Annotated in this window: 23 protein-coding genes; 13 read left to right on the top strand and 10 right to left on the bottom strand. The window is 37.0% G+C overall.

All coding sequences use genetic code 11. The features are described from left to right. Nucleotides 1-3 precede the first annotated feature (3 nt). Complete coding sequence (locus CJF12_RS04010; protein WP_034684942.1) at nt 4-1,419, top strand: efflux transporter outer membrane subunit; 1,416 nt, start codon at nt 4-6, stop codon at nt 1,417-1,419. A gap of 102 nt (nt 1,420-1,521) precedes the next feature. Here the strand turns inward: CJF12_RS04010 and CJF12_RS04005 are convergent, their stop codons facing one another. Next, nucleotides 1,522-1,986: an SRPBCC family protein gene (locus CJF12_RS04005; RefSeq protein WP_034684943.1), complete on the bottom strand. Its 465-nt coding sequence runs from the start codon at nt 1,984-1,986 to the stop codon at nt 1,522-1,524. Between the two features lie 292 nt (nt 1,987-2,278). On the opposite strand from CJF12_RS04005, the gene CJF12_RS04000 reads away from it, so the two are divergent. Then, on the top strand, nt 2,279-4,087 hold the full coding sequence (locus CJF12_RS04000) for a hypothetical protein (RefSeq protein ID WP_034684946.1): 1,809 nt from the start codon (nt 2,279-2,281) through the stop codon (nt 4,085-4,087). A gap of 78 nt (nt 4,088-4,165) precedes the next feature. On the opposite strand, the gene CJF12_RS20335 is transcribed toward CJF12_RS04000, so the two are convergent. Beyond that, a complete protein-coding gene (locus CJF12_RS20335) occupies nt 4,166-4,297 on the bottom strand; it encodes a hypothetical protein (protein ID WP_262483414.1) in 132 nt (43 codons plus the stop codon). A gap of 307 nt (nt 4,298-4,604) precedes the next feature. On the opposite strand from CJF12_RS20335, the gene CJF12_RS03995 reads away from it, so the two are divergent. Beyond that, nucleotides 4,605-4,823, top strand: a complete 219-nt coding sequence (locus CJF12_RS03995) for a CsbD family protein (RefSeq protein WP_034684949.1) — start codon at nt 4,605-4,607, stop codon at nt 4,821-4,823. A 200-nt stretch (nt 4,824-5,023) separates the two neighbouring features. Here CJF12_RS03995 and CJF12_RS03990 read toward each other — a convergent pair whose 3' ends face one another. Then, a complete protein-coding gene (locus CJF12_RS03990) occupies nt 5,024-5,611 on the bottom strand; it encodes a YciE/YciF ferroxidase family protein (RefSeq protein WP_034684952.1) in 588 nt (195 codons plus the stop codon). Nucleotides 5,612-6,011: 400 nt separating this feature from the next. Here CJF12_RS03990 and CJF12_RS03985 point away from each other — a divergent pair, with 400 nt between their 5' ends. The 4 genes from CJF12_RS03985 (at nt 6,012) to CJF12_RS03970 (ending at nt 11,222) form a co-directional block, all read left to right on the top strand. Further along, nucleotides 6,012-6,512 carry a CinA family protein gene (locus tag CJF12_RS03985; protein WP_034684956.1) on the top strand — a complete coding sequence of 167 codons (501 nt, stop codon included), beginning with the start codon at nt 6,012-6,014 and terminating at the stop codon, nt 6,510-6,512. Nucleotides 6,513-6,731: 219 nt separating this feature from the next. Then, complete coding sequence (locus tag CJF12_RS03980) at nt 6,732-7,727, top strand: aldo/keto reductase (protein ID WP_034684959.1); 996 nt, start codon at nt 6,732-6,734, stop codon at nt 7,725-7,727. 213 nt (nt 7,728-7,940) lie between these two features. Beyond that, the gene (acnA, locus tag CJF12_RS03975) at nt 7,941-10,712 is read left to right on the top strand and encodes an aconitate hydratase AcnA (RefSeq protein WP_034684962.1); all 2,772 of its coding nucleotides are present in this window, start codon (nt 7,941-7,943) and stop codon (nt 10,710-10,712) included. A gap of 54 nt (nt 10,713-10,766) precedes the next feature. Next, a complete protein-coding gene (locus CJF12_RS03970; RefSeq protein ID WP_034684965.1) occupies nt 10,767-11,222 on the top strand; it encodes an NUDIX hydrolase in 456 nt (151 codons plus the stop codon). Between the two features lie 14 nt (nt 11,223-11,236). Here the strand turns inward: CJF12_RS03970 and CJF12_RS03965 are convergent, their stop codons facing one another. The 3 genes from CJF12_RS03965 to CJF12_RS19845 form a co-directional block, all read right to left on the bottom strand. After that, complete coding sequence (locus CJF12_RS03965) at nt 11,237-11,848, bottom strand: alpha-ketoglutarate-dependent dioxygenase AlkB family protein (protein WP_034684967.1); 612 nt, start codon at nt 11,846-11,848, stop codon at nt 11,237-11,239. 72 nt (nt 11,849-11,920) lie between these two features. After that, entirely contained in the window at nt 11,921-12,091 is a 171-nt protein-coding gene (locus CJF12_RS19850) for a lmo0937 family membrane protein (RefSeq protein WP_034684968.1), read from the bottom strand. Between the two features lie 69 nt (nt 12,092-12,160). After that, complete coding sequence (locus tag CJF12_RS19845) at nt 12,161-12,301, bottom strand: hypothetical protein (RefSeq protein WP_157759838.1); 141 nt, start codon at nt 12,299-12,301, stop codon at nt 12,161-12,163. 169 nt (nt 12,302-12,470) lie between these two features. On the opposite strand from CJF12_RS19845, the gene CJF12_RS03960 reads away from it, so the two are divergent. Then, nucleotides 12,471-13,244, top strand: coding sequence for an SDR family NAD(P)-dependent oxidoreductase (locus CJF12_RS03960; protein WP_034684971.1), 774 nt, complete (start codon nt 12,471-12,473; stop codon nt 13,242-13,244). 79 nt (nt 13,245-13,323) lie between these two features. Here the strand turns inward: CJF12_RS03960 and CJF12_RS03955 are convergent, their stop codons facing one another. Together CJF12_RS03955 and CJF12_RS03950 are read right to left on the bottom strand one after the other, a co-directional pair. Continuing rightward, nucleotides 13,324-14,175, bottom strand: coding sequence for a helix-turn-helix domain-containing protein (locus CJF12_RS03955; protein ID WP_228423527.1), 852 nt, complete (start codon nt 14,173-14,175; stop codon nt 13,324-13,326). 54 nt (nt 14,176-14,229) lie between these two features. Further along, complete coding sequence (locus tag CJF12_RS03950; protein ID WP_051887285.1) at nt 14,230-15,048, bottom strand: DUF2490 domain-containing protein; 819 nt, start codon at nt 15,046-15,048, stop codon at nt 14,230-14,232. A gap of 238 nt (nt 15,049-15,286) precedes the next feature. Between CJF12_RS03950 and CJF12_RS19840 the strand changes: the two genes are divergently transcribed. From CJF12_RS19840 to CJF12_RS03930, 5 genes are all read left to right on the top strand, one after another. Next, a complete protein-coding gene (locus CJF12_RS19840) occupies nt 15,287-15,445 on the top strand; it encodes a hypothetical protein (protein WP_157759837.1) in 159 nt (52 codons plus the stop codon). A gap of 181 nt (nt 15,446-15,626) precedes the next feature. Further along, nucleotides 15,627-18,587 carry a SusC/RagA family TonB-linked outer membrane protein gene (locus CJF12_RS03945; protein WP_034684973.1) on the top strand — a complete coding sequence of 987 codons (2,961 nt, stop codon included), beginning with the start codon at nt 15,627-15,629 and terminating at the stop codon, nt 18,585-18,587. A gap of 10 nt (nt 18,588-18,597) precedes the next feature. Beyond that, complete coding sequence (locus tag CJF12_RS03940; RefSeq protein WP_034684977.1) at nt 18,598-20,061, top strand: RagB/SusD family nutrient uptake outer membrane protein; 1,464 nt, start codon at nt 18,598-18,600, stop codon at nt 20,059-20,061. A gap of 225 nt (nt 20,062-20,286) precedes the next feature. Further along, entirely contained in the window at nt 20,287-20,946 is a 660-nt protein-coding gene (locus tag CJF12_RS03935) for a phosphatase PAP2 family protein (protein ID WP_051887286.1), read from the top strand. A 252-nt stretch (nt 20,947-21,198) separates the two neighbouring features. Continuing rightward, nucleotides 21,199-21,891, top strand: a complete 693-nt coding sequence (locus CJF12_RS03930) for an MgtC/SapB family protein (RefSeq protein WP_034684980.1) — start codon at nt 21,199-21,201, stop codon at nt 21,889-21,891. Nucleotides 21,892-21,963: 72 nt separating this feature from the next. Here CJF12_RS03930 and CJF12_RS03925 read toward each other — a convergent pair whose 3' ends face one another. Further along, a complete protein-coding gene (locus CJF12_RS03925) occupies nt 21,964-23,103 on the bottom strand; it encodes a serine hydrolase domain-containing protein (RefSeq protein WP_084675642.1) in 1,140 nt (379 codons plus the stop codon). A gap of 56 nt (nt 23,104-23,159) precedes the next feature. Beyond that, entirely contained in the window at nt 23,160-24,323 is a 1,164-nt protein-coding gene (locus CJF12_RS03920) for a DmpA family aminopeptidase (RefSeq protein ID WP_034684986.1), read from the bottom strand. Nucleotides 24,324-24,380: the final 57 nt, after the last annotated feature.

Genomic DNA, 24,380 nt, shown 5'->3' with positions numbered 1-24,380 from the left:
AAAATGATACCATCACATATAAAAAACTTCCTTGTCACAGGTATTATAGCATCTTTCCTGCTCGCCTGTACCGTAGGGAAAAAATATACCCGGCCGGAGCTTAATATACCCGAAAATTATAAAGAAACTTCCCAGATAACAGGGGATACCATTATCCTGCCATGGAAGACCTTTTTCAAAGATCCACAGCTTATCGGTCTTATAGAGAAAGCGCTCATGAAAAATAATGAAATTCATACAGCGCTTAAAAATATGGAGCAGTTAGATTTGGCTTATAAGCAGGCAAAAAATAACATCATGCCTACAGTAGATTTCAGTGCCGGAGCTAACAGGGCGTGGCCATCCAAAAACAGTTTAAACGGTTCACTTAATGAACAGTTTATAGGAACCAAATATATTGATGATTTCAGTGCTACCGTACAATTTTCATGGGAGGTGGACATTTGGGGGAAAACAAAAATGCAGAAGGAATCCGCAGCAGCTGAATATTTTGCTCAAAAAGAAAATATGACCGCCCTCAAAACCCGGATCATTGTACAGGTTGCCCAGGCATATTACAATCTGATCGGCCTGGACGAACAGCTAAAAATTGCCAAGAATAATATTGAATTAAGTGATCGTACTTTACAGATGATGAAACTCCAGTTTACATCGGGGCAAATTAACTCACTGGCGATACAACAATCGGAAGCTCAGAAAAAAACAGCTGAGCTCCTGATTCCAATGGCTAATCAGAATATTTCTGTGCAGGAGAATGCCCTGAGTATTCTTTGTGGTGAATATCCGGGTAAGATTGCAAGAGGAAACAATTTAAAAAATATGGTCCCTGAAAATCAATTATCGGAAGGAGTTCCTGCTCAGCTTTTAAGCCGTCGACCAGATTTGAAAGCAGCTGAACTGACAGTGATTAGTTTCAATGCGAAAACCGGTCTTTCAAAAGCGGCAATGTATCCAAGCATCAGCCTTAGCCCACAGATTGGGATTAATTCTTATAAGTTCAATTCGTGGTTCGATCTTCCGGGATCACTGACTAAAACGCTGGCCGCTAATCTTGCATTACCTCTTTTACAAAAAAGACAGTTTAAGACAGCCTATGAAACCGCTCTGATCGAACAGGAAAAAGCAGCCATCAGCTTCAGACAAACCATGATGACTGCTGTAGCAGAAGTATCAGACGCCATGGCTAAATCTCAAAGTACTTCCGAAAGGCTGGTACTGCTCGAGGAAAGAACGGCGATTTTAGATAAAGGAATCAATGACGCCCTCAAATTGTATAAGAGTGGAATGGCCAATTATTTAGAAGTAATCACTGCGCAAAATAATAAACTGCAAAATGACCTTGAATACATCAATACCAATCTTGAAAAGCTGAATGCCGAAGTAGACCTTTACAGAGCTTTGGGTGGTGGGGTTAATTAGATTTACCCGGTTATTAAATCATAAAAAAGTAGGATAAGCTCGCCTTGTCCTACTTTTTTATTAACATCAATTAAATGATTTAATTGATTGTTATATAAACTGTTACAAATCCCTATTAAACAACTTATTTAATACCTGATAGCGGTAGTTAAAAATATGTTCCAGTTTCTTTTTCACAAAAAGACCATGGGCAATTTCACCCAAAAATCCCATCGGGAGTTCATAATCAATAGTATCTTTCATCAATACTCCGTTTTCATTAGGAATAAATTCATGAAAATGATTCCATAATTTATAAGGGCCTTTTTTCTGGAAATCTGTAAAGCTCTTTTGAAAAGAAACCTGTTTAATTTCAGTCTGCCATCTCATTTTAATTCCTAACAAAGGAGAGATGTAATAGTCTATCAACATTCCTTCATAGATTTCATCATCCTCCAGTTTTGTTAGAACAATAAAATTCATATCCTTTGGCGTAATTTCAGACAGGTTATTCGCTGATGAAAAAAACTTCCAGGCGGTTTCAATATCACAATAAAGTTGCTGTTCACGTTGAAGTTGATGTATCATTATATTCTTTAAGTTTGATGGAATTTCTTCTAAAGGTATATCTTTCCGGAGATGATTTACATCAATTACCGGGTTTTTCCTATGCTAATATACCACCAATCTTTATTCTAACTTACCCTATTCGTATATTTTAGTAGAAAATCGTATAAAATAAATGGAATTTTATATTAATTCTCTATATCCGTATGATATTTAACATGTTTTCAATATTAAAAATAGTATTCAATGCATAATTACCGGTAAAATGATAGCTTTATAAGTATTAAAAAGCAAGAATTTTTATCAAAATACAATGACAAATAAACCTTTACACAACTTCCATATTCCTGTTATGGGGCTGGCGTATACTATAGACAGTCCTATACGGGTGGCTCAATATGGAATTTCCTCCGTTATTTCCATTATAGATGATGAGATTATTGAGAGAATGAAAAATTTCTACACTAAGAAATTCAATCTGGATTATATCGGAATCTCAACAAAGACAGAAGATTACAGAGCCAAAAGAATTACAGCCTATCTGGATATGGTGGATGACATCGTGAATGAAAAGTTTGAGTCTTTCAAACAGGAGATCACACGGAATAAAGAAACACTCAAGAATTTTATAGGAATGCTTCCCAATACTTCCGTTTTGAAAAATGGGTTACAGATTCTTCTGGAACAGAAAGATAATGCTGGAAGCCATATTAAAAATTTTATTGAAACCCATCTTAAACCGGGAAGCATCGATGTCAATATTATGACAAAAGTGGATAAAGATAATTTCATAAAAAATGAACAACTTCCTGTAATCTATAACGATGCTCACGCTTCTTTACGCGGATTTGCACAAAGTAAATTATCTTCTTCTATGGTGCTTTCTGCAGGACTGAATCCGCGGCTGTACAGTTATATTGAGGAATTTGACGATTTCTTTCCCGACTCCAACGGTATTTTGAAAAAGAAAATCATACTGAAAGTGAGCGATTTTCGCTCTGCTATGATCCAGGGAAATTTTCTGGCTAAAAAAGGGCTTTGGATTTCCGAATACAGAATAGAATCCGGTTTGAATTGCGGTGGACACGCTTTCGCTACCGAAGGATTATTATTAGGTCCTATTATGGAAGAATTTAAGCAGAAAAAAAACGAGCTGATCCAGTCTGCCCATGCTTTAATGGTAACTGCTTTAGCACAAAAAGGCAGGCATCCGATTACAGAACCGCTGGAAATGAAAATTACCGTACAAGGTGGAGTAGGCACAGCTGAAGAACATGAATTTTTATTAAAGAATTATGATGTCGACAGCGTCGGATGGGGCTCACCTTTTCTGTTGGTCCCGGAAGCCACTTCAGTAGACACAGAAACCAGACAGCTTCTGATAAAATCAAAAGAAAAAGATTTTTATCTAAGTAATATTTCGCCACTAGGAGTTCCTTTTAATACAGTACGAGGAACCTCAAATGAAATATTAAAATATAAAAAAGAAGCTGTTGAAAAATATGGAAGCTCTTGTCCTAAAAAACTTCTTGCACTAAGTAAGGAATTTTCTCCTAAGGGAACATGCACAGCTTCTAAAAAATACCAGGATATTAAGTTGAAGGAATTGTATGCACAAGAACATTCCTTAACAAAAGATCAGTTCCATAAAAGAAAAACAGAGATCACCGACAAAGCCTGTCTTTGTGTAGGATTGGTCAATTCCGCTTACCTTGAACAACACATCGAAACTAAAGGTGAAAAGCAAGGCGTCGTTATCTGCCCCGGACCTAATCTTGCTTTTTTCGATAAAGAAGTATCGCTGAACGAAATGGTGAAGCATATTTACGGAAATACCAATATCCTGTCCGATATCAAACGTCCGAATATGTTTATCAATGAATTGAAAATGTATATTGACCATTTGAAAAAAGAAATGAGTAACGCATCAATAAACATTACTCATTCTCAATCTAAAAAATGGAATGTATTCAAAAAAAATATTTTAGAAGGCATTACTTATTATGCTAGTCTATTTAAAACTTCATCCTTTTTCACCGCTGAATCTAAAAGTCTATTCCTTGAACTGGAAGAGCACAGGCTTATATTATCAGCAATTGAAATACCGCAGGTTGAAAAATAAATTTTCTTTTTTTAATTGTTAGATTTTAAAATAGCCTCTGTAATTAGAGGCTGTTTTTCTCATATTCTGAGTTCCGGCTTATGGCTTTTTAACATTTTGTTTTTCATCTACTTCCTCTTTCACATTCCTTTTCAATACTTTATCGGCTCTTTTCTCCTTTGCTGTTTTCATGGGTGCCGTTTTACCTTTACCATTTTTCTCTTTTGACATATTTCTCTTTCTTTTTGATTTAGTATATGGTAAAGTTCATGTATAAAATAAGAAAAGATGTATACTTATCTTTTTATTTGTTGTATAAATCATACTTTCTCAGCCTTTTCATTCCAACAATCAGTTTGTTTTCCAATTTTCATTTCAACATATGAATTTAGCGAGCTTCTCTGAAGAGTAATTAAATGCGAAATAGCATCAATACCCGTGATATGTATAAGCTTTTTACAACAATTGACAAGAGTACCCATTTAAAAGTGATGATCTTTGTATAGTAATAATTCAATTACACCTAATACACCAAATTATGGACACAAATCACAATAATGGTAACGAATCTTTTAAAATTACGGGTGACTGGAAAATGCTTTCAAAGCAGTTGAAAGAAAAGTTTTCACTGTTAACCGAATCTGATCTGAAATATGAAGAAGGAAAGGAAGGAGAATTGTTGGGTAGAATGGGGTACAGGCTGAGTAAAAATCGCGAAGAAGTAATTTATATTATTAAGAAAATCAATTTATCATAAATCATTTATTATTTAGGACTTCAAGAAAATAGTACATATGTTTTCGAAGAGTTTTAAACAAGGGGCCGCGACTCATGAGTTTCGGTCCCTTATAATATAATTGTATATCCTTTGTCGATATTGACAAAAAATAGCTCTCAATAAAAATTCCCTGATAAACTTATCAGGGAATTCAACTTACGAAAACTTTTAAATGCTTATTAATTCATTGCTTTTTTATTAAGAGCAGTATCAGCGATACTGGTAAGAAGTTCGTCACATTTTTTTTCTTCTCCTAATGTTTTGAGAAGTAACCTGAGACACTTGTTTTGTTTTAAAACCTTAGCATAGGCTGCTAACGTACCATAGGTAGCTATTTCATAATGTTCCACTTTCTGAGATGCTGCGATAATGCCGGCATCACGTACAGCACCAGGCTTGGTTTCTTCCATAATACCTTTTCCTTCATCCAATAGCCCCTGCATTGCATCACACTTCTTAGCCTGAGCTTTCTTTCCCATAGCAGCAAAGCAGTCTTCTAACCTTTTAACCTGGTTTTTGGTTTCAGCCAAATGAGCACCAATAGCGTCTTTCAACTTTTTATCGGTAGCATTTTTTTGCATTTTAGGCAATGCTTTGGTTAATGCTTTTTCAGCCCAATAAATATCTTTTAAGCCATCTTCAAATAAATCTTTCAGTTCCTTTGCTGCATTTTTTTTTGCCGGAACTTTTTTTGCAGAGGCAGCACTTGTCTTACTTTTCGTGTTACTCGTCTTTGTGCTGTTTGATTTTTTGGTGGTTGTTGCCATAATAATATTTTTAATGATTCATTAATCATAACAAGAATAAAGCCAAAGACATTTTAAAATTTTAAATACATTTATAATTACTTAATAATTTATTGGCTTGTTTTTTGAATAGTATATAATATATTTTGTATATTATTTGAAAATACTCTGCTATTTTAATTGAAAGGTGGTTTTGAGGTAATGTTCTTCATATTTTTTTAATCATGGGATTTCATAATTCCAATACCTCACATCATGGAAAATATATAAAATAAAGGACCGTAAAAATCACAAAATCCTAGTTGCCCTTTCAGAGAAACATCATACTGAAAGGGGTAGTGCGTGATTGACTCAAACAATTATTAATCAATAGTTTAGGAAATTATAAAATAAAAAATTAATCCTGCATAAATAGAATCTCATGGAACTTCAACAGACTTTACTCGACTATATTAGCGAATCATTACTCACAATCAATGAAACAGTTTCCGTTGCTGAAAGTGTAACGTCTGGTTTTTTGCAGTTTTCTTTCTCACAAATGCAGAATGCTTCTTTATTTTATAAAGGAGGAGTGACTGCTTATAACACTGAAGAAAAAGTGAAAATTTTAGATGTTGACAGGAAAGAAGCGGAAGAATCTGATGGTGTTTCACAACAAATAGCCAATACCATGGCTTTGAGTGTTGCCAAATTGTTTTCAACCCATTGGTCCATTGCTATTACGGGATATGCGGCGCCGACCCGGCAATCGGATTATAATATTTTCGCATTTTTTTCCATTCATTATAAAAATGAAATTGTTCTTTCCAAAAAAATAGAACTACCTCAAAAAACTTCAGCAATGAATGCTCAATTGTATTATGCTGAATTTATATTAGGATGCTTTAAAAGTGAGCTTAACCAGCAGCTTATATTAAAGTAATCCCAATTTAAGTAATTATTGCTTATTCAAAACATCATGACTATTGATTTAATCATGGTGTTTTTATCTGATGTAAAAGCAGCCTTATACTTCAAAATTTTATTATGAAAAATTCATTTTTTAATCCATTCCCCATAAGTAGATGATATAAAACAAATCACCCAAACCGATTGCATAATGTTTGCATTTTATCTTATAACCCATTTTAAATAGTATTATATGAAATCAGATTTTTTAACAAAAGAATATCAGTTAGGACTCGGAGGAGTAGCTATAGGAACAGCTTTCCAAAATATAACGGATGAAGAATCCCATAAGATTTTACAAACCGCCTGGGATTTGGGCATCCGGTATTACGATACTTCTCCGTGGTATGGCCTTACCAAAAGCGAAAGAAGATTTGGGAATTTTTTACAAACTAAAGATAAAAGTGATTTTATCTTTTCTACAAAAGTAGGCAGATTATTTAAAGAAGTTCCCGAATCTGAAGTTCCGCCTACCATGTGGAAAAAACCATTGAATTATGATTTCAGACATGATTATACAGCAGATGCCGTTAAAAGGTCGATTGATGAGAGTTTAGAGAGAACAGGCTTAAGTGCCATTGATATTGTATACATTCATGATTTATCGGAAGATCAGGTAGGAGACCGCTATCCTTATTTTCTGGAACAAGCTAAAAAAGGAGCGTTTAAAGTTCTCTCCGATTTACGAGACCAGGGAATCATCAAAGCATGGGGAATGGGAGTCAATAAAATTGAACCTATTCTGGATTGTATTGAAGCTGCCGATCCTGACATCTGCCTTTCCGCAACCCAATATTCAATTCTGGAGCATGAAGATGCTGTGGACCGCCTCCTTCCAGCTGTAAAAAAAGCTGGCGTTCAATTGGTTTCCGGAGCAGGATATAATTCAGGATTTATAACTGGCAGAGACCGTTATAATTATAAAGACGTCATTCCTAAAGGAATGTCCCAAAAGCGAGATCGCATTGCAGAAATTGCCAAAAAATATGATACGGACATTGTACATGCAGCATTACAGTTTGTCCTTGCAGCTGATGAATTTGCTTCAATCATTCCCGGAGCCAGTAAAACGGAACAGGTAAAAGATAATGTAGAAGCATTAAATACGGTTATTCCCCCTGATTTTTGGAACGAATTAAAGTCTGAAGGACTGATCTATGAAAAAGCGCAGACTCCAAGTTACCGATAGAATTAGTCTGGACAATAAATAAACCTAAAATAAAACCTGGCAGTGTTACTGCTGCCAGGATAAATCTATCAAATAAATACCTTTCATTTTCTAAAATAGAAATAGACTAAAGAAAAACAATGTCGTATAGTGTTAATATATACTAATGTTCTTTCCCTGTTTCTTTTTTTTGGGTAACTTGGAAGTAAGTATTAAAATTAAAAAACACCCGCAATGAACACCCCAAATGCAAAATCTGTACAGGAACTTATTATTAATGGAAAAAAGTATAATTACAGTTCTTTAAAAAATCTTCCGGGAGGTGTAGACCATCTTCCTTTCAGCATCCGTATTCTCTTAGAAAATGTATTAAGAAACTATGATGGTTTCAGTATCACGGACGAGCATATTGACACCTTGCTAAAATGGACACCAGCTCCGGTTGATAAGGACATCCCTTTCAAGCCTGCCAGAATTTTAATGCAGGATTTTACAGGAGTTCCGGCAGTAGTAGATATGGCCTCTTTACGTGCAGAATTTGTGAGACAGGGAAAAGACGGGCAAAAGATAAACCCTGCCATTCCTGTGGATCTGGTAATTGATCATTCCGTTCAGGTTGATTTTTTTGGAACGGATTATTCTTATGATAAAAATGTAGAATTGGAGTTTGAAAGAAATAAAGAAAGGTATGAGCTCTTAAAATGGGCACAATCCGGACTGAATAACTTTACAGTAGTTCCTCCCGGAATGGGAATCTGCCACCAGGTTAATCTGGAGTATCTGGCCAAAGGGGTAATCAGCAGAGACGGATGGCTCTTCCCGGATACATTGGTAGGAACAGATTCTCACACCCCAATGGTGAACGGAATTGGAGTTATTGCATGGGGTGTTGGAGGGATAGAAGCAGAAGCCGCTATGCTGGGACAGCCTATCTTCTTTACATGTCCTGAAGTAGTAGGATTGAAATTGACCGGAAAGATTCCGGATCATTGTACTGCTACGGATATGGTACTTTCTATCACCAAAATATTAAGGGATAGAGGAGTAGTAGGCAAGTTTGTTGAAGTATTTGGAGAAGGGTTGGATCATTTGACAGTAACAGACCGCGCAACTATTTCCAATATGTCACCGGAATTCGGCTGTACCGTTACGTATTTCCCTATCGACAAGCGTACTCTGGAATATATGCATTCTACTAACCGTTCCCAGGAACAGATTCAAATCGTTGAAGAGTATTGCAAAGAAAACCTGCTATGGAGAACAGGACAGGAAGAAATTAAATATTCTTCCGTAGCTGAACTTGACTTATCAACCCTTGAACCTACCGTTTCAGGTCCTAAACGACCACAGGATAAAATTTTAGTAAAGGATCTCAGCCAAAGATTTTCAGAAGTTTTAAAAGATGAACATCACCGTAATTATGAACCGGTTTCCAAAAGAACAGAATATGCCTGGCTGGCTGATGGCGGATCAGGAACAGAATTTACTTTTGGTAAAGTACCTATTGAAGGTGAACTTCATTCGGAAGTGATCCAGGATACTCTTCGAACCGTAAGGATTAAACAAAATAATTCGGAATTCATCTTAGGTGACGGAAGTATTGTGATTGCTGCTATTACCAGCTGTACCAATACCTCAAATCCGGCGGTTATGATCGGTGCCGGACTTTTGGCCAGAAATGCCATAGAAAAAGGCCTCAGAACCAAATCATGGGTTAAAACCTCGCTGGCTCCGGGATCTAAAGTAGTAACCAAATACCTGGAAAGATCAGGATTAAATACAGACCTTGAAGCGCTTCGTTTTCACACAGTTGGCTACGGATGTACTTCATGTATAGGAAACTCGGGACCGCTTCCGCCTGCTATCGCTACCGCTGTTGATAAGGGAGAACTGGTTGTAGCTTCGGTACTTTCCGGAAACAGAAACTTTGAAGCACGGGTGCACCCACAGGTGAAAATGAATTTCTTAATGTCTCCAATGCTGGTGGTTGCTTATGCTCTGGTTGGAAAAGTGGACATTAACCTTACTAAAGATCCACTGGACTATGACCCTAACGGACAACCTGTCTATTTAAAAGACATCTGGCCTTCACGGGAAGATATTCAAAATACCATCAATGAATGCATGAAACAACAGGACTTTGAAGATGTGTATAATGTGATCTTCGATGGCTCAGAAGACTGGCAGGATTTAGAAGTCAATTTAGATCAGAATTTTGAATGGAATAAAAACTCAACCTATATCAAAGAAGCTCCGTTTTTTGAAAATATTCAAGCCAATCCGGATACGGTAACCGATATAAAAAATGCAAGAGTTCTTTTATATCTTGGAGATTCTGTAACCACCGACCATATCTCACCTGCCGGATCATTTAAAGAAGATTCTGCTGCAGGAAGCTATTTGAAAAGCAACAGCGTCAACAATGAAGACTTTAACTCTTATGGATCCAGAAGAGGAAATCACGAAGTAATGATGCGAGGAACTTTTGCTAACGTAAGAATAAAAAATAAAATAGCCGATATAGAAGGAGGATATAGCCGTTATTTACCGACAGGAGAAGTTAAAACCGTCTTTGATACGGCCATGCAATACCAAAGTGATCATACCCCGCTGATTATTCTGGCAGGTAAAGAATATGGTTCCGGATCTTCCCGTGACTGGGCCGCCAAAGGTACGTTTCTCCTTGGAGTAAGAGCTGTGATTGCGGAAAGCTTTGAACGGATCCACAGAAGCAATCTGGTGGGAATGGGAGTTGCTCCATTGGTATTTAATGCCGGAGAAAGCGCAGTATCATTAGGATTAGATGGAACGGAAACTTACAATATTACAGGGCTTGAGGAAAACTTAACGCCACATAAAATCCTGAATGTACAAGCCATCCATCCGTCAGGAAAAGAAACCGTATTTACCGTAGAAGCAAGACTGGATTCTGCCATAGAGATTGAATACTATAAGAATCAGGGGATTTTACAATATGTTTTACGGGAATATCTAAAAAATAATTAGTCCTGGAAACCCTGCACACCTGCAGAAAGTATGATATAATAAATATAAGTTCAAATGAAAGCAAGTGCAGGGATTGTATTGTATAAAAAAGAAAATGACGATCTGTTTTATTTTCTGGTACATCCCGGAGGCCCATTTTGGAAAAACAAGGATCATGGTGCATGGTCCATCCCTAAAGGCGAAATTTTACCGGATGAAAATCCTCTGGATCGTGCAATTATCGAATTTAAAGAAGAAACAGGAAAAGCTATACAGGGAGAATTTCTGGAATTATCTCCGCTCAGGCAAAAAGCAGGAAAATTGGTTTATGCATGGGCAACGGAAGGAGATATTGAAACATCTCAATTGTACAGCAATACCTTACAGATAGAATGGCCTCCAAAATCAGGCCGATTGCTAGAAATACCGGAAGTTGATCAATGGCAGTGGTTTCATTCAGATGAAGCAAAAAAACGCATTAATCTTACACAGACATCCTTTCTTGAAGAACTGGAAAACCTATTGCAATAATAAATGTATATACCCTATAATTCCCGGATTAAACGAAAAGTAAGGTTAATCCGGGGTTTCATGGGTTTTGCTGATTTTGCAATCCGATGTTCCCAATGTACCTGTAAATTACCTTTCATAATCAATAGTGAACCATGAGGTAGAGATAAGCTGTATTTCTGCCGGTGATCATCCACTTTCCGGAAATCAAAATTCCTTACCTGTCCGAGACTCACAGATGCAATAACAGGGCGTTCACCCAACTCATTGTCTTTATCCCGATGCCAGGCAACAGAATCATTGCCGTCCCGGTATAGATTCAGTAAAACAGAATTGAACCGATATCCGGTAAATGCTTCTATCTTTTGTTTCAATGAAACCAGCTCAGGCGGCCATGAATTAACCTTAATGCGGCTTCCACCCAATTCATAAGATTTTCCCTCATCACCAAACCATGCTGTCAGGCGTGGAGTCATCACTACTTTATCATACATTTTTTGTGTTGTCTGATTCCACGAGACCGTCTCCATCAGTTTTCTCTCCAATGCAGTAGCTTCATGTTCCTGTAAAAAATGTTCCGTATACTCTAAGAGCTCCTGGGGAAACTGATAATATTCGTCTGAATTAAATAAACTTAGCTGATCCATGATAACACATCGTAATAAAAATATCCTTTATTGGGAAGTGTCCACAATAAAGGATATTCATTATTTTAAAACTTAATCAAGCGGTTTTCTGCCTGAAATAATATTGTAAAGAACTACAATAATGGCAATAACCAGTAAAACATGAACTAAATATCCCGTACTAATTCCGGGTATGATGTTTAACATTCCTAAAAGCCAAACAACGATACAAATGACGGCTACTAACCATAATAAACTTCTCATAATTGTATATTTTTAAGTGATTTACATAAATAATAGCATATTTTATGCCTTTTAGGCTTAAAAAAGCGTTTATTTTCTCGAGAGTTTATGATCAAGTACGATGATTTCTTTTCTTAATTCCGGAAATAACTCCCTCACATTTTGAGTATAACCTTCAATTTCAGGTTCATGAGTGGAAATGCTGCAGGCACCTGTAATTTGTTTCATCATTACCGTAATTTGTTTTAATCAGACGGAAGAAGACTGATTTATCTTTGAAAAAGAATAAAGACTTATAAATAAATTTATAGCACCTAGCTACAATTTATAAGCTAAAAGTTATCAAATAAATCATTAGCTAAAAGTTATCAAATAAATCATTAGTTAAAAATTATTCAAGATGAAAAAATTATTAGAAAACAAAACTGCAGTAATCACTGGTGGAAGTAGAGGAATCGGATTTGCTACTGCAAAACTATTTGTTGAAGAAGGAGCCAATGTTGTCATTACAGCCTTAGATCAAAAAGAAATCGATGAGGCAATAGCAGAAATTGTTACCTCTGGTGGAAAAGCAATTGGTCTGGTAGCAGACTCTGCTGATCCAAAGACTCCAAAAGCTGTTTTTTCAAAAGCGATTGAAACTTTCGGGCAAGTGGATATATTGGTTAACAATGCTGCTACTAATGATTTGTTTTCCGTAGAGGACACAACAGATGAGCTTTTTGAAAAGACTACTCAAGTCAATTACGCTGGCGTTTTTCGTTATTGTAGAGAAGCCATTCAACACTTTATTCCTCGGGATTCAGGGGTTATCATAAACGTAAGTTCTACTAACGGCGAATTACCCGTTTCAGGTCTATCTTACGCTTCCACAAAAGGTGCTATGAATACCATAACTAAAAATATTGCTATCCGATTTTCAGGAACGGGAATTCGTTGCAATGCTGTAGCACCAGGTTTAACGATTAGTGATATGACCAAACCATGGACCGAAGGAACGATAGAAATGGGCACAGTAGCAACCAAGATGGCAACGTATGACCCTCTATATACCAATCAATTAGCACCTATGGAGGCTATTGATCAGGCCAATGCTATTCTTTTCTTATCATCTGATATGGGCAAAGGGGTTAATGGGGTTATACTAAAAGTAGACCTGGGTTCATCTATGTAATTTAAGTATTTAAGATAATGAATAATTATCACTTTAGTTAAGTAGTGATAGCGAGTAGAGATTTTCTATTCGCTATTTTTTACTTTACCAATAAGCACTCGTTACGAAACGCCGTAGGTGTAATCCCTGTTTCTTTTTTAAAAAAACGGGTAAAATAAGTAGGATAATTAAAACCAAGACTATAACCAATCTCACTTATTGTAAGAGTAGATTGGCTCAATTTATTTTTAGAAACCCGTATCAGATACTCGCGAATATGCTCTTGTGGAGCAATACCTGTAAAATGTTTAATAACATCTCCAAAATAATTAGGTGACAGATTCAGCTTTTGAGCAAAATAGGTAACAGAAGGCAATTCCGGAAGGTTTACTTTTTCTTCATAATAGATTTCCAAATACTGATAGAAATCTGTTACCACTTTATTATATAGTTTGCTCTTTGTTTCGAATTGACGGATATAAAAGTTATCGATGTAGCATAAGATTATAATGGCATATCCCAATATAATACCTTCTGAAAAAACTTCTTTTTTATACTCCATAAGAGCCTTTTCAAACAAATCCAGTAATACAGTCTCTTCATCTTTCTTCATAGAAAGTCCTTCATTACTATTGTAATGGGTAAAACTTAAATCCCAACCATATTGATTCAATAATTGAGGAGTAATCAAAATCTGATACCCAGATAAAGGATTTTGCAAATTCCATTCTATAAGCTCTCCCGGACGGTCTATATAGAGATATGAGTTTTCTTTATCACAATCAATGTGAATAGATAACATATAAAAATTAATTTGAATAGGTTTTGAGCTTTGCCTTATGTTTTTGTGTTCCTCATAATCGATAAGATGTAATACACGACTCTTAGATATTCCAATATTAGCATATTTCGAAAACTCGGCAATGTTGTAATCTGTTTTCAATGGATCCAATTCATTTTGTATTTGAATATACAACTTTTTTTAAAGATTTTTTTATAGGCCAAATTATTTCTTATGATAAGGCAAATCCCAGATCAAATCAGCGGCAATATAATGAACACCGCCTTTATGAATACTTTCACTTCCTCTAATCAGATCGTCCATGTATCCAATATCTACCGTAAAAGGAGAGTTGGGAATACGAAACATATAATAAGCAGCAATACGCATTTCCCGATATCCGAATGGAGTCCATTCAGGATCCGGTTCATTAAGATAACTTGCAGAAAATAAGCCTTCAACACTTAATGCCAACTTTTGATGATTTTCTGATGAGAGCGTGTAGGTGATCTGACTTTTAAGACGGGTTCTTAGTTGTAAATTCTCTTCAACCTGATGGAAATCGGGATCAAAAAACTTCCTGAATTCCTGACGCACCGTATTTTTAAGCTTCCATCTTTCACCAAGATTAAAAGTATAGGCATATCTACCATAGATTCTGAACTCCTGTTCCAATCCCTCTTTTTCATAAGGTGAAACCTCATTATATTGGGGCTGTCGGCGGTAACTGAAGGCATAACTGTATTGCTGGTGGGGAGTAAAAGAATGGTATACCTCATGATTCAGTACAACAATAGCCTGCTTGGACAATAAGTTATCATTATCGGGCTCACTTTTGCGTCCTATGGCAATATAGCTTAAGGCCTCTTTAGTGCCTAACGAATCCAACTGGCGTCGGACTCCAAACGCACCCCAGAATGCTGTGTTAGCCTCTCCCAGACCTGGCGGGCTGATCTGGGCGTGTAAAAGGAGACTTCCAAACAGCAATAAGGATCCGGTAATTTTTTTTAATTTAAACGATTGTACACACAAAACATTCTCCATTATCACAAATTTAAAGGCTTTTTAACGCTACTTATTATTGAAATATCTTTTAAAGTGTCGAAAATCGGGACAAAATCTGGAAGAATTCTGGAATAGGGTATTTTACACCATTGACTATACATATTTATTAGTCCACTAAATTAATAGACTAATATGATTTATTTCATATCCTTGCTTGATTAGGTATTGTGAATAATTAAATACTTTTGACACAGTTAAAAAAATAAACTTTATTCTCATGAATAAGAAATCCTTTACTTCTTATCCGAATACCATTATGGCAGCTGCATCTGTTTCTTGTGAATATAATGCAGATCATTGCCTTTCACAGCACCAACTTACTTTCTACCCGATGTGCTTTGATATGATAGTGGACCATATGATGATAAAGCTTTAATAGCTACGCTTATTCCTCCGGAACTCAACCTCCTAATTTCAATTTTTAACAGGTAATCTCCTGTAAAGGTCAAAATTATTTAGCATCCCTCTGAAAAATAGGGAAGAGGATTATTATTTCCTAACCGGAAATAACAGGAAGCGTACATCTCATTTTTAAATCTCTACTTAAAATTAATATAATGAAGAAAAACCAATGCAAGATTGGTGCTTTGGCCATGATCCTAATTGCGGAGTTTGGCTTTGCACAACAAAACAGGGACAGCCTTTCCACCAAAGAACAGTCCATAAAAGAAGTGGTGGTCGTTGCTTTTGGAAAGCAAAAGAAAGAAGAAATAACAGGATCTGTACAGTCATTAAAAGCCAAAGACCTGTCTACACTTCAAAATGGAAATATCCTTCAGGGAATCGGAGGTAAAGTAGCAGGGGTACAGGTCGTATCCTCTGGCCAGCCAGGCTCCCAACCGATTATCAGGATGCGTGGAATAGGTTCCATCAATGCATCAAGTGATCCGTTAATCGTACTTGACGGCATTCCTTATAATGGAAACCTCAACAGCATTCCTGGAACAGATATCGAAAGTATTTCTTTTCTTGAAGACGCTTCTTCCAATGCCTTATATGGTTCCAGAGGAGCCAACGGAGTGATCATTGTAAATACGAAGAGAGGTAAGTCTACAGGCCTCCATGTCGAAGCAGATGTCCGAACAGGAGTTAATTTCAGATCTGTTCAGGATTATTCTGTATACACTTCGCCACAGGATTATTATACGGCATTTTATAACCGGGCCAGAATTGGAGAGATCGCAAGACTGAAACAACCGGGAGCCGTTCCTTCCGGAGCGAGCCCTCATGACGTGGGTCTTGCAGCATTAAACAAACTAGGATATAACGCCTATAGTATTGCGTTTAACAGTTTGATTGCGCAGGATGGCTCTTTTAATCCCAATGCGAGATTATTATATCAGGATAACTGGAAAAACCTATTATTCAAGCCCGGATTAAGGAGAGAAGCCAGCGTAGGAATTAATGCGAATAGCGAGCAGATAAAATCATACACCTCATTAAATTATTTAGATGACCAAGGCTACCTTATTGCATCAGGATTTGAAAGATTCGGGATCAGGTCTAATCTCGATTATTCCATCACCCCCAAATTGAAGTTGACCAGTAATTTATCGTATACTTACAGTAAGCAGGACTTTGGTGAATCCGGAGGTTTTTCAAACCCCTTTCAGTTTGCCCGGAACATAGCTCCCTTTTATCCTGTTTTCTTAAGAGATAATAATTACCAGCCTGTCTATGACAGCAATGGAAACCAATTGTATGATTATGGTGACGGACAAGGTCCTAATGGAGCTACACGATCGTATGCCGTGTTTGAAAACCCAGTGGGAAACCTCCAGTCTGACAAATTCCAGACAGCTAATAATATTACCAATGCCAACCTGGGATTGAATTATGAGATCATAAAAGGATTGGATTTCACTTATAATTTCGGAGCTTATCTGGAAAACATAAGAAACCTGCAATATGGAAATACAGTAGGGGGGACTTCTTCATCTGTAGGAGGAACCATTTCCAGAGAGTCTCTATTCAGATATACTTTGAACCATCAGCAATTGCTTACCTATCAGAAAAAATTAAATAAGCATAATTTCAACATCCTGATCGGACATGAATTAAATAAAATGAAAAGTGATGGGTTTTCCGGATCCAAACAACAGCTTTTATTACCGAATTCACTATCCTTTGACAATGCTGTGAAAATTACGGACTTATCCGGGAGTGGTTATGAATATGCAGTGGAAGGGTACTTCTCCAGATTACTCTATAATTATGATGGAAAATATTTCTTTAACGCCAACATCCGTAGAGACGGTTCTTCAGTCTTTTCTCCGGACAGCAGATGGGGTACCTTTTACGGTTTGGGAGTGGCATGGAATATTGCTAAGGAAAACTTCCTGAAAGATAATACTGTAATTAATTCCTTAAGGCTAAAAGCTTCTTACGGACAACAAGGAAATGATAATATATTACTGGATAATGGCACAAGGGACTATTATGCCTATCAGGATATATATGGTATCAACAACTTTGGAGATGATAAGCCGGTTTTATCCCTCAAGAAACAAGGAAACAGGGATTTAAAATGGGAAACATCCAAGAATCTGAATGCAGGATTTGAAATTTCTCTTCTCAAAAACAGGATCAATCTGAACGCCGATTATTTTGAAAGAAAAGTATCGGATATGATTTATACGCTTCCGTTGCCTCCGTCTAATGCTGGTTCGTATGTAAAATACGGCAACATCGGGGATATGATCAATAAAGGCGTTCAGGCCAACCTGAGTGTGGAGATTCTTCAATCCGATCAACTTCAATGGAATGTATATGCCAATGCCACCCATTACAAAAATAAAATCACCAAATTACCTGCGGAACAAAGGAATACCGGCTTGGTTTCAGGGCTGTTTATTCTGACTGAAGGAGGGGATCGATATACTTATTATCTGAAAAAGTTTGCCGGTGTTGATCCTAATAACGGAGATGCACAATGGTATCGCACAGTGATTAATCCGAATACCCAGCAGGAGGAAACAACGGTTACAAAAAACTATAAAGAAGCCACCGATTACAATACGGGGAAATCGGCTATCCCAAAAGTATACGGAGGGTTCGGAACAGACTTTACCTATAAAGGAATCAGTCTGGCAGTAAATTTTGCTTATCAGTTCGGCGGATATGGGTATGATGATATTTACAGAACATTATTCCATTCGGACACCTATGCTTCCAATTACTCAACGGATTTAAGTAAGACGTGGACACCGGAAAATCCTAATGCTGAATTGCCTCGTGTAGACCTGACATCAACCAATCAAAATGGAAATTCGACCCTCTACCTGATTAAATCAGATTACATCAGCCTTCAGGACATTACTTTATCCTATCAGCTGCCGGAAGGTTTTCCGCAACAAATCGGCCTGTCCGGCTTAAGAATTTACCTTACAGGAAACAACCTATATCTGTGGTCTAAGAGAAAAGGCTATGATCCAAGAGCTTCATTAACCGGTGTATCGGATGCATACAAGTATTCATTGCTATCAAGTGTTTCCCTGGGCTTTAAACTAACATTTTAATAAAAAAAATATGAAAACAATAAAATACTTTATTGCAGCAATATCAGTAGGCATGATGATCCATAGCTGCGCCAATGACCTGAATACAGTTCCGGATGGGGACATATCAGGTGAACAACTGATTAAAGACCAGTCATCGCCCGAAAAAATACTCGGCGGCATATACCTTGATCTCCGCAGTCACGGTGCCGGAGGAACAACCGCACATTCTGATTTTGGAATTATGGCTATAAAAGCAGGATCAGACTTGATGTCTAATGATGTCATACAGTCTACCAACCAGCATTTAGGTATGTTTTATAATTACGATGCTACCAATGCCAGCAATTCAGCATCAGAGTTTGTCTGGACTACTTTTTATGCGAGAATATTTGTCATTAATAAACTTCTGGAAGATTTAAAGAAGACTGACAACTCTAATAATCGGTCAATTAAAGGACAACTACTTGCTCTGAGAGCCTATTCTTATTTTTACCTGATCCGCTTTTACGCCAATGACTCCAAAGAGCATCAGTCTGATCCGGGAGTTCCGCTTGTTCTGACAAGCAGTAATCAAAGCCAGGGACTTCCCAGAGCTAAAGTATCGGAAGTTTACCATCAGATTGCGAGTGATATTGAAGAGTCCATTGCCCTTCTGGATACCTATGCACGGCCGTCCAGAGCTCAGATCGATCAAAGGACGGCGAAAGCTATTGCCGCTGAAATCTATTTACAGACAGGAGACTATATCAAAGCAGGCAAGTATGCCAGTGAAAGCAAACAAGGAGTAACACTGATGACTGAAAATGAATATACCACTACAGGATTTTCCAATATTAATAATCCGGAAGTATTATGGGGTTTCCACAACACGATATCCACGATGAGTATCGGAAATTATTATGCTTCGTTCTTCTCAATGTTTGATAATACCAATGAAGGATATGCCGGTGCTGCAAGAATTCACAAGCTGATAGATAAACGTCTTTACGAAGCGATCCCAGAAACCGATTATCGTAAGAAAGTGTTCAATGGCAGCCAGAATGCTACTTACACTTTTAATGCAAAGACAAAAAACTATCCGCCTTATGTGAGTTGGAAATTTAAAGATCCCACACTTTTTGAAGGTGATTATATCTACATCAGGGCTTCTTCATTGTATTATATAGAAGCGGAAGCTCTCGCCAGACAAGGAAGGGAAGCAGAAGCCAGACAAGTCTTATTTGAAATTACTTCAAAAAGAAACAATGCTTATATCTTATCTACAAAAACCGGAAGTGAGCTGATCAACGAAATCATTCTACAGAAAAGAATTGAGCTTTGGGGAGAAGGATATGACTGGTTTGACATGAAAAGATTAAACATCCCTTTAGAAAGGGTATACCCGGGAACTAACCATACATTCGGAAGGTTTAATCTATCACCAGATAAATTCAGATTCCAGATCCCTAATAAGGAGATCAACAATAACCCTCAGATCAAACAGAACGATTAAAAGTAAAACGCAATTCATTCATATAACAAACCATTAATGTTTGTAGCCGGAGTAGTAAGCTCCGGCTTTTTTTATAAATAATTCTAAACAAAATGCAGCATTAGCATACATTTTGTTTCAAGGATTCCCTAGCGTTACAAATGATGAAATGGATTGATCTTACAGGAAAAATTCAAAATTAATTTGAAATTGGATCGCTATCTTGTCATGATTAATTTTTAGCATATGAAATTCATAACCTATTTAGAGGCTAATAAAAAACTTTTATTTTATGCAACGCTCATCAGCCTTCTTATTATATTTATTTTATTAAGCGTATTTGTTACGTTTATTTCTCCTGAATATCTTGATCTTCATATTTCAAGAGAAATTCAGGAAAATCAAACTGAAAACCTCAATACCCTGATGATCGGCATCAGCTGGCTAGGAAGAACTCCTGTATCTATAGCCATGGTTGCTCTTACTGCTCTTGTATTGGTATTATTAAAATATAAAAATGAAGCCCTGCTTATTTTATCAACCTTATTATCCGGTATTGTCGGACTGATTCTTAAAATACTCATCAACAGACCTCGTCCTTCTCAGGATCTGGTGGTACTCTTAGAAAAAACTCAATATCAAAGCTTTCCCAGTGGTCATGTTTTATTTTATACTGTATTTTTCGGCGCATTAATACTTATTTTCCTTCATATGAAGAAGATAAAATATAGTTTAAGAATTCTTCTTATAACAGCATGTCTTGTAATGATCTTTCTGGGAGCATTTTCCCGCATTTATTTAGGAGCGCATTGGTTTACGGATGTATTAGGTGGATTTATTGTAGGGGTTATCTGCCTGTTCGCAATGGGATCCGTATATGTTAAGAATATGAAACCGACTTCATAAAGCTGTTCCGCAATTTTGCAATTTAGCCTCTTCACAATTGTATGCCTCCACTTTAGCCGTTGGGCAATTCCGCGATTTCGCCGTTTCACGATTTTACTATTCTTCAATTTTACAATTCCTCCCTTCCCCCAAATGGTATCGTTTTTGCGAGTATATTTTCATAAGTTGTTTTATGATTAATAATTAAATATTTCAATTAAAAAATTAATAAACACTTAATATATTTTCATCAAACCCTAATTCTAAAGAAATATGATCAATTACCATTTAGCCAATCAGGAAATAGCTATTCGTTTGCTTATTGCTGCTGTATTAGGTGGCCTTATTGGTTGGGACAGACAGAGAAAAGAAGGAGTTGCTGGTTTAAGAACACATATGCTGGTTTGTGTAGGCTCATGCTTAATTATGATTGTTTCAGCATTTGGTTTTAGTGATATTATGGGCAAACCCTCAATCGTACTCGACCCTTCAAGGATTGCTGCTCAGGTTATCAGTGGAGTAGGCTTCCTGGGTGCCGGTACCATCTTATTTTTGAGACCTCAGATTATCATAGGACTTACTACTGCTGCCGGATTATGGGCTGTTGCTGGTATCGGATTAGCCGTTGGCGGAGGCTTATATTTCCCAGCATGTATTGCTGCATTGATTATACTCATTATCCTAAGCCTTTTAAAACCATTTGAAAAGAGGTTTTTTAAAAGCACAAGAGGCAAAACAATGACCTTATTCTACAATTCTAAACTGATTAGCCTGGGACAAATTGAAAGCATATTGATGAAGTATGAATTAAGTACAAGTGAAATATTCATACATAGCAATAAGGACAGTTCTTCTGACGAGCTCAAAGTAACCTTTGACTATAATTCGGTCCCATCTAAAATATTGTCCGCATTAGATGAATTTAAATCGACCGAAGGAATAAATGAAATCAATTCACAGATATAAACAGAAGCCGTATTAAACACAAATCAGTCCCAAATTTGGGACTGATTCTTTATATTAAGCTACTTAATTGATTTAAAAAAATAAATTAAATGTATCCTTTGCATTAAGTAATGCTACTACTTTTGGAGACCAGGTATTAAGCAATATACATATGGTGACCTTTTGTTGAGGGAAATAATACGATTTACCTCCAAACCCGAATACATGCCCGTCATGTCCTAAAGCTACTCCTTGATTAGTATCTAATTTCATCAGTCCCAGCCCATATTGTTTATTGTATTTCAGGTCAGGTTCTAAACGATTGGGATCATTATCTACAAAAGTCTGAAGCTGCTGCATCGATGCCGGGGAGAGGAGTTTATTCGTCAACAGGCTTTCTGTAAATGTAACGATATCAGAAGCTGTTGAAATCATACCGCCATCTATCGCTCCTTCACCTCCGATTCCATTATTGTCTATATCTGTTACATCAGTCAGAGCACCGTCAGTGGTTTCAGAATAATAGGATCTCGTAAGTAGCGCCGGAAGCTGGGTACTGGCAGAAGTATTTTTCAGCCCCAGAGGTGTAATCACTTTTTCATTGACTACCTGATAAGACTCTTTTCCCGTTACTTTTTTAATAATCAGCGAAAGCAACAGATAATTGGAATTGCTATAATATCCTTTGCCAACAGGATCATCAGCCGGCTTATCATAAATAAGCTGAAGAGTTTGCTCCGCAGAATAATTAGCAATACTTCCATCAAAAACGCCGGAAGCGATATCCGGTAAATAATTACGGATTCCAGCTCTATGATTAAGGCATTGTTCAATCGTTACATCATTGGCATTGGCAATACGGTCTGTAATACTATGAGGAAGGTATTTATTAATTTTATCTTTGATATTCAGCAATCCTTCTTCCTGCAGTTTCAAAACAGTTGTTGCGGCAAACATTTTGGTCATGCTCCCGATGCGAAGCCGGTTATCGGTAGTCATTTTGATATTTTTTTCCCGATCAGCCAATCCACCCGATCCGGACCATGTTCCTGCGGGAGATATGACAGCAATATTAACTCCTACAGCACCTGCTTCCATAAATTTATCAACGATACGCTGATACTTCTGGGCATTAGGATTTTCAGCAGGCACATCGGTAGACCTGTCTTCTTCACAAGAATTCATTACCAAAAAAACAGCAGTCAAGGCTGTTATAAACCTTAGTTTTTTCATAGAAACTTTTTATTAATTGATGTTGGTTATTACACTGAAGCAAAACGTTTTGCCTCTTATGGTATTCTTTTATATTTTTTTAAGATCTTAATAACAGCCTGATGCGGAAGAGCATAGGATTTATTTCCATTGACTCCCTCCATTGTTTCTGCTGCTACCATAGCATTAATAATAGATTCTTCAACAGTCTGCACAGTTGCTTCAAATAAAGGGTCTATCAAATCATTAGGAAGGATATCGACTGTAGAAAATTCTTTTCTTTGGAAGGCAGCAGGATTAGCCGTAGAAAAAGCAATAAAAATATCTCCCGAGCTATTCATACCGTAGCCGCCTACATTTCCAATTCCCAGAGGGACTCTTGAGGCGATACGCTTGAGCTGATGAGGGAGCAGGGGAGCATCTGTAGCAATCACCACAATAATAGAACCGTCACCTTCTTTACGATAGGATTGAGAAGGTAATTTCAGCTCGCTACCCACAGTATCTTTAAGTTCTTTTCCTACCGGTACTCCGGCAATCGTCAACGATTCCTTCCTCCCAAAATTAGTCTGCACAAGAGCTCCCACTGTGTAAATAGAATCTCCAATTTTCACAACCCTTGATGAAGTTCCTGTACCTCCTTTAAAACCAAGGCACATCATTCCTGTGCCTCCACCGACATTCCCTTCCTGAATCTTTCCTGATCTGGCCGTATTGAGCGCTTCATAGGCATTTGCCTCCTTAACCTGAAAGCCATAAATATCATTTAAAAAGCCATCATATGTTTCTGCTACTACAGGATAAGTATACCACCAGTCTTCCTTATACCAGCGCTTTTCTACAAACCACTTGAGAACGGCATCTCTTACCACACCCACACTATTCGTATTGGTAATCATAATTGGTGTTTCCAAAAACCCTGATTCCGTTACCCAGGTTGTTCCTGTCATTTCACCATTTCCGTTCAGCGAATACCAATTGGCAAAAACAGGATTGTTGTTAATTCCTCTGGGCAGGATAGCAGTAACCCCGGTTCTTACAGGTCCTTTCCCAATAGTATTTTTACCCTGTCCTGAAATAATGGTGCTGTAACCCACTTCTACACCTTTTACATCTGTAATGGCATTAAATTTCCCTGTAATCCCGTTAAACGGAATACCAATATCCCTGGCTCTGGGTTTCTGCCCAAAAATAAAAGATTGTCCCCATAAAAACAGGCAAGCTATTATTAATTTTTTCATAATTATTTTTCTAAAATTTTAAGTTTTGAAATAAGGAATCCTCCAACACCATTTTAA

Source organism: Chryseobacterium piperi, assembly GCF_002285635.2.
Classification (GTDB): Bacteria; Bacteroidota; Bacteroidia; order Flavobacteriales; family Weeksellaceae; genus Chryseobacterium; species Chryseobacterium piperi.
Note: the sequence above shows the minus strand (reverse complement) of the source record. Positions and strands in the feature narration are given on the sequence as shown.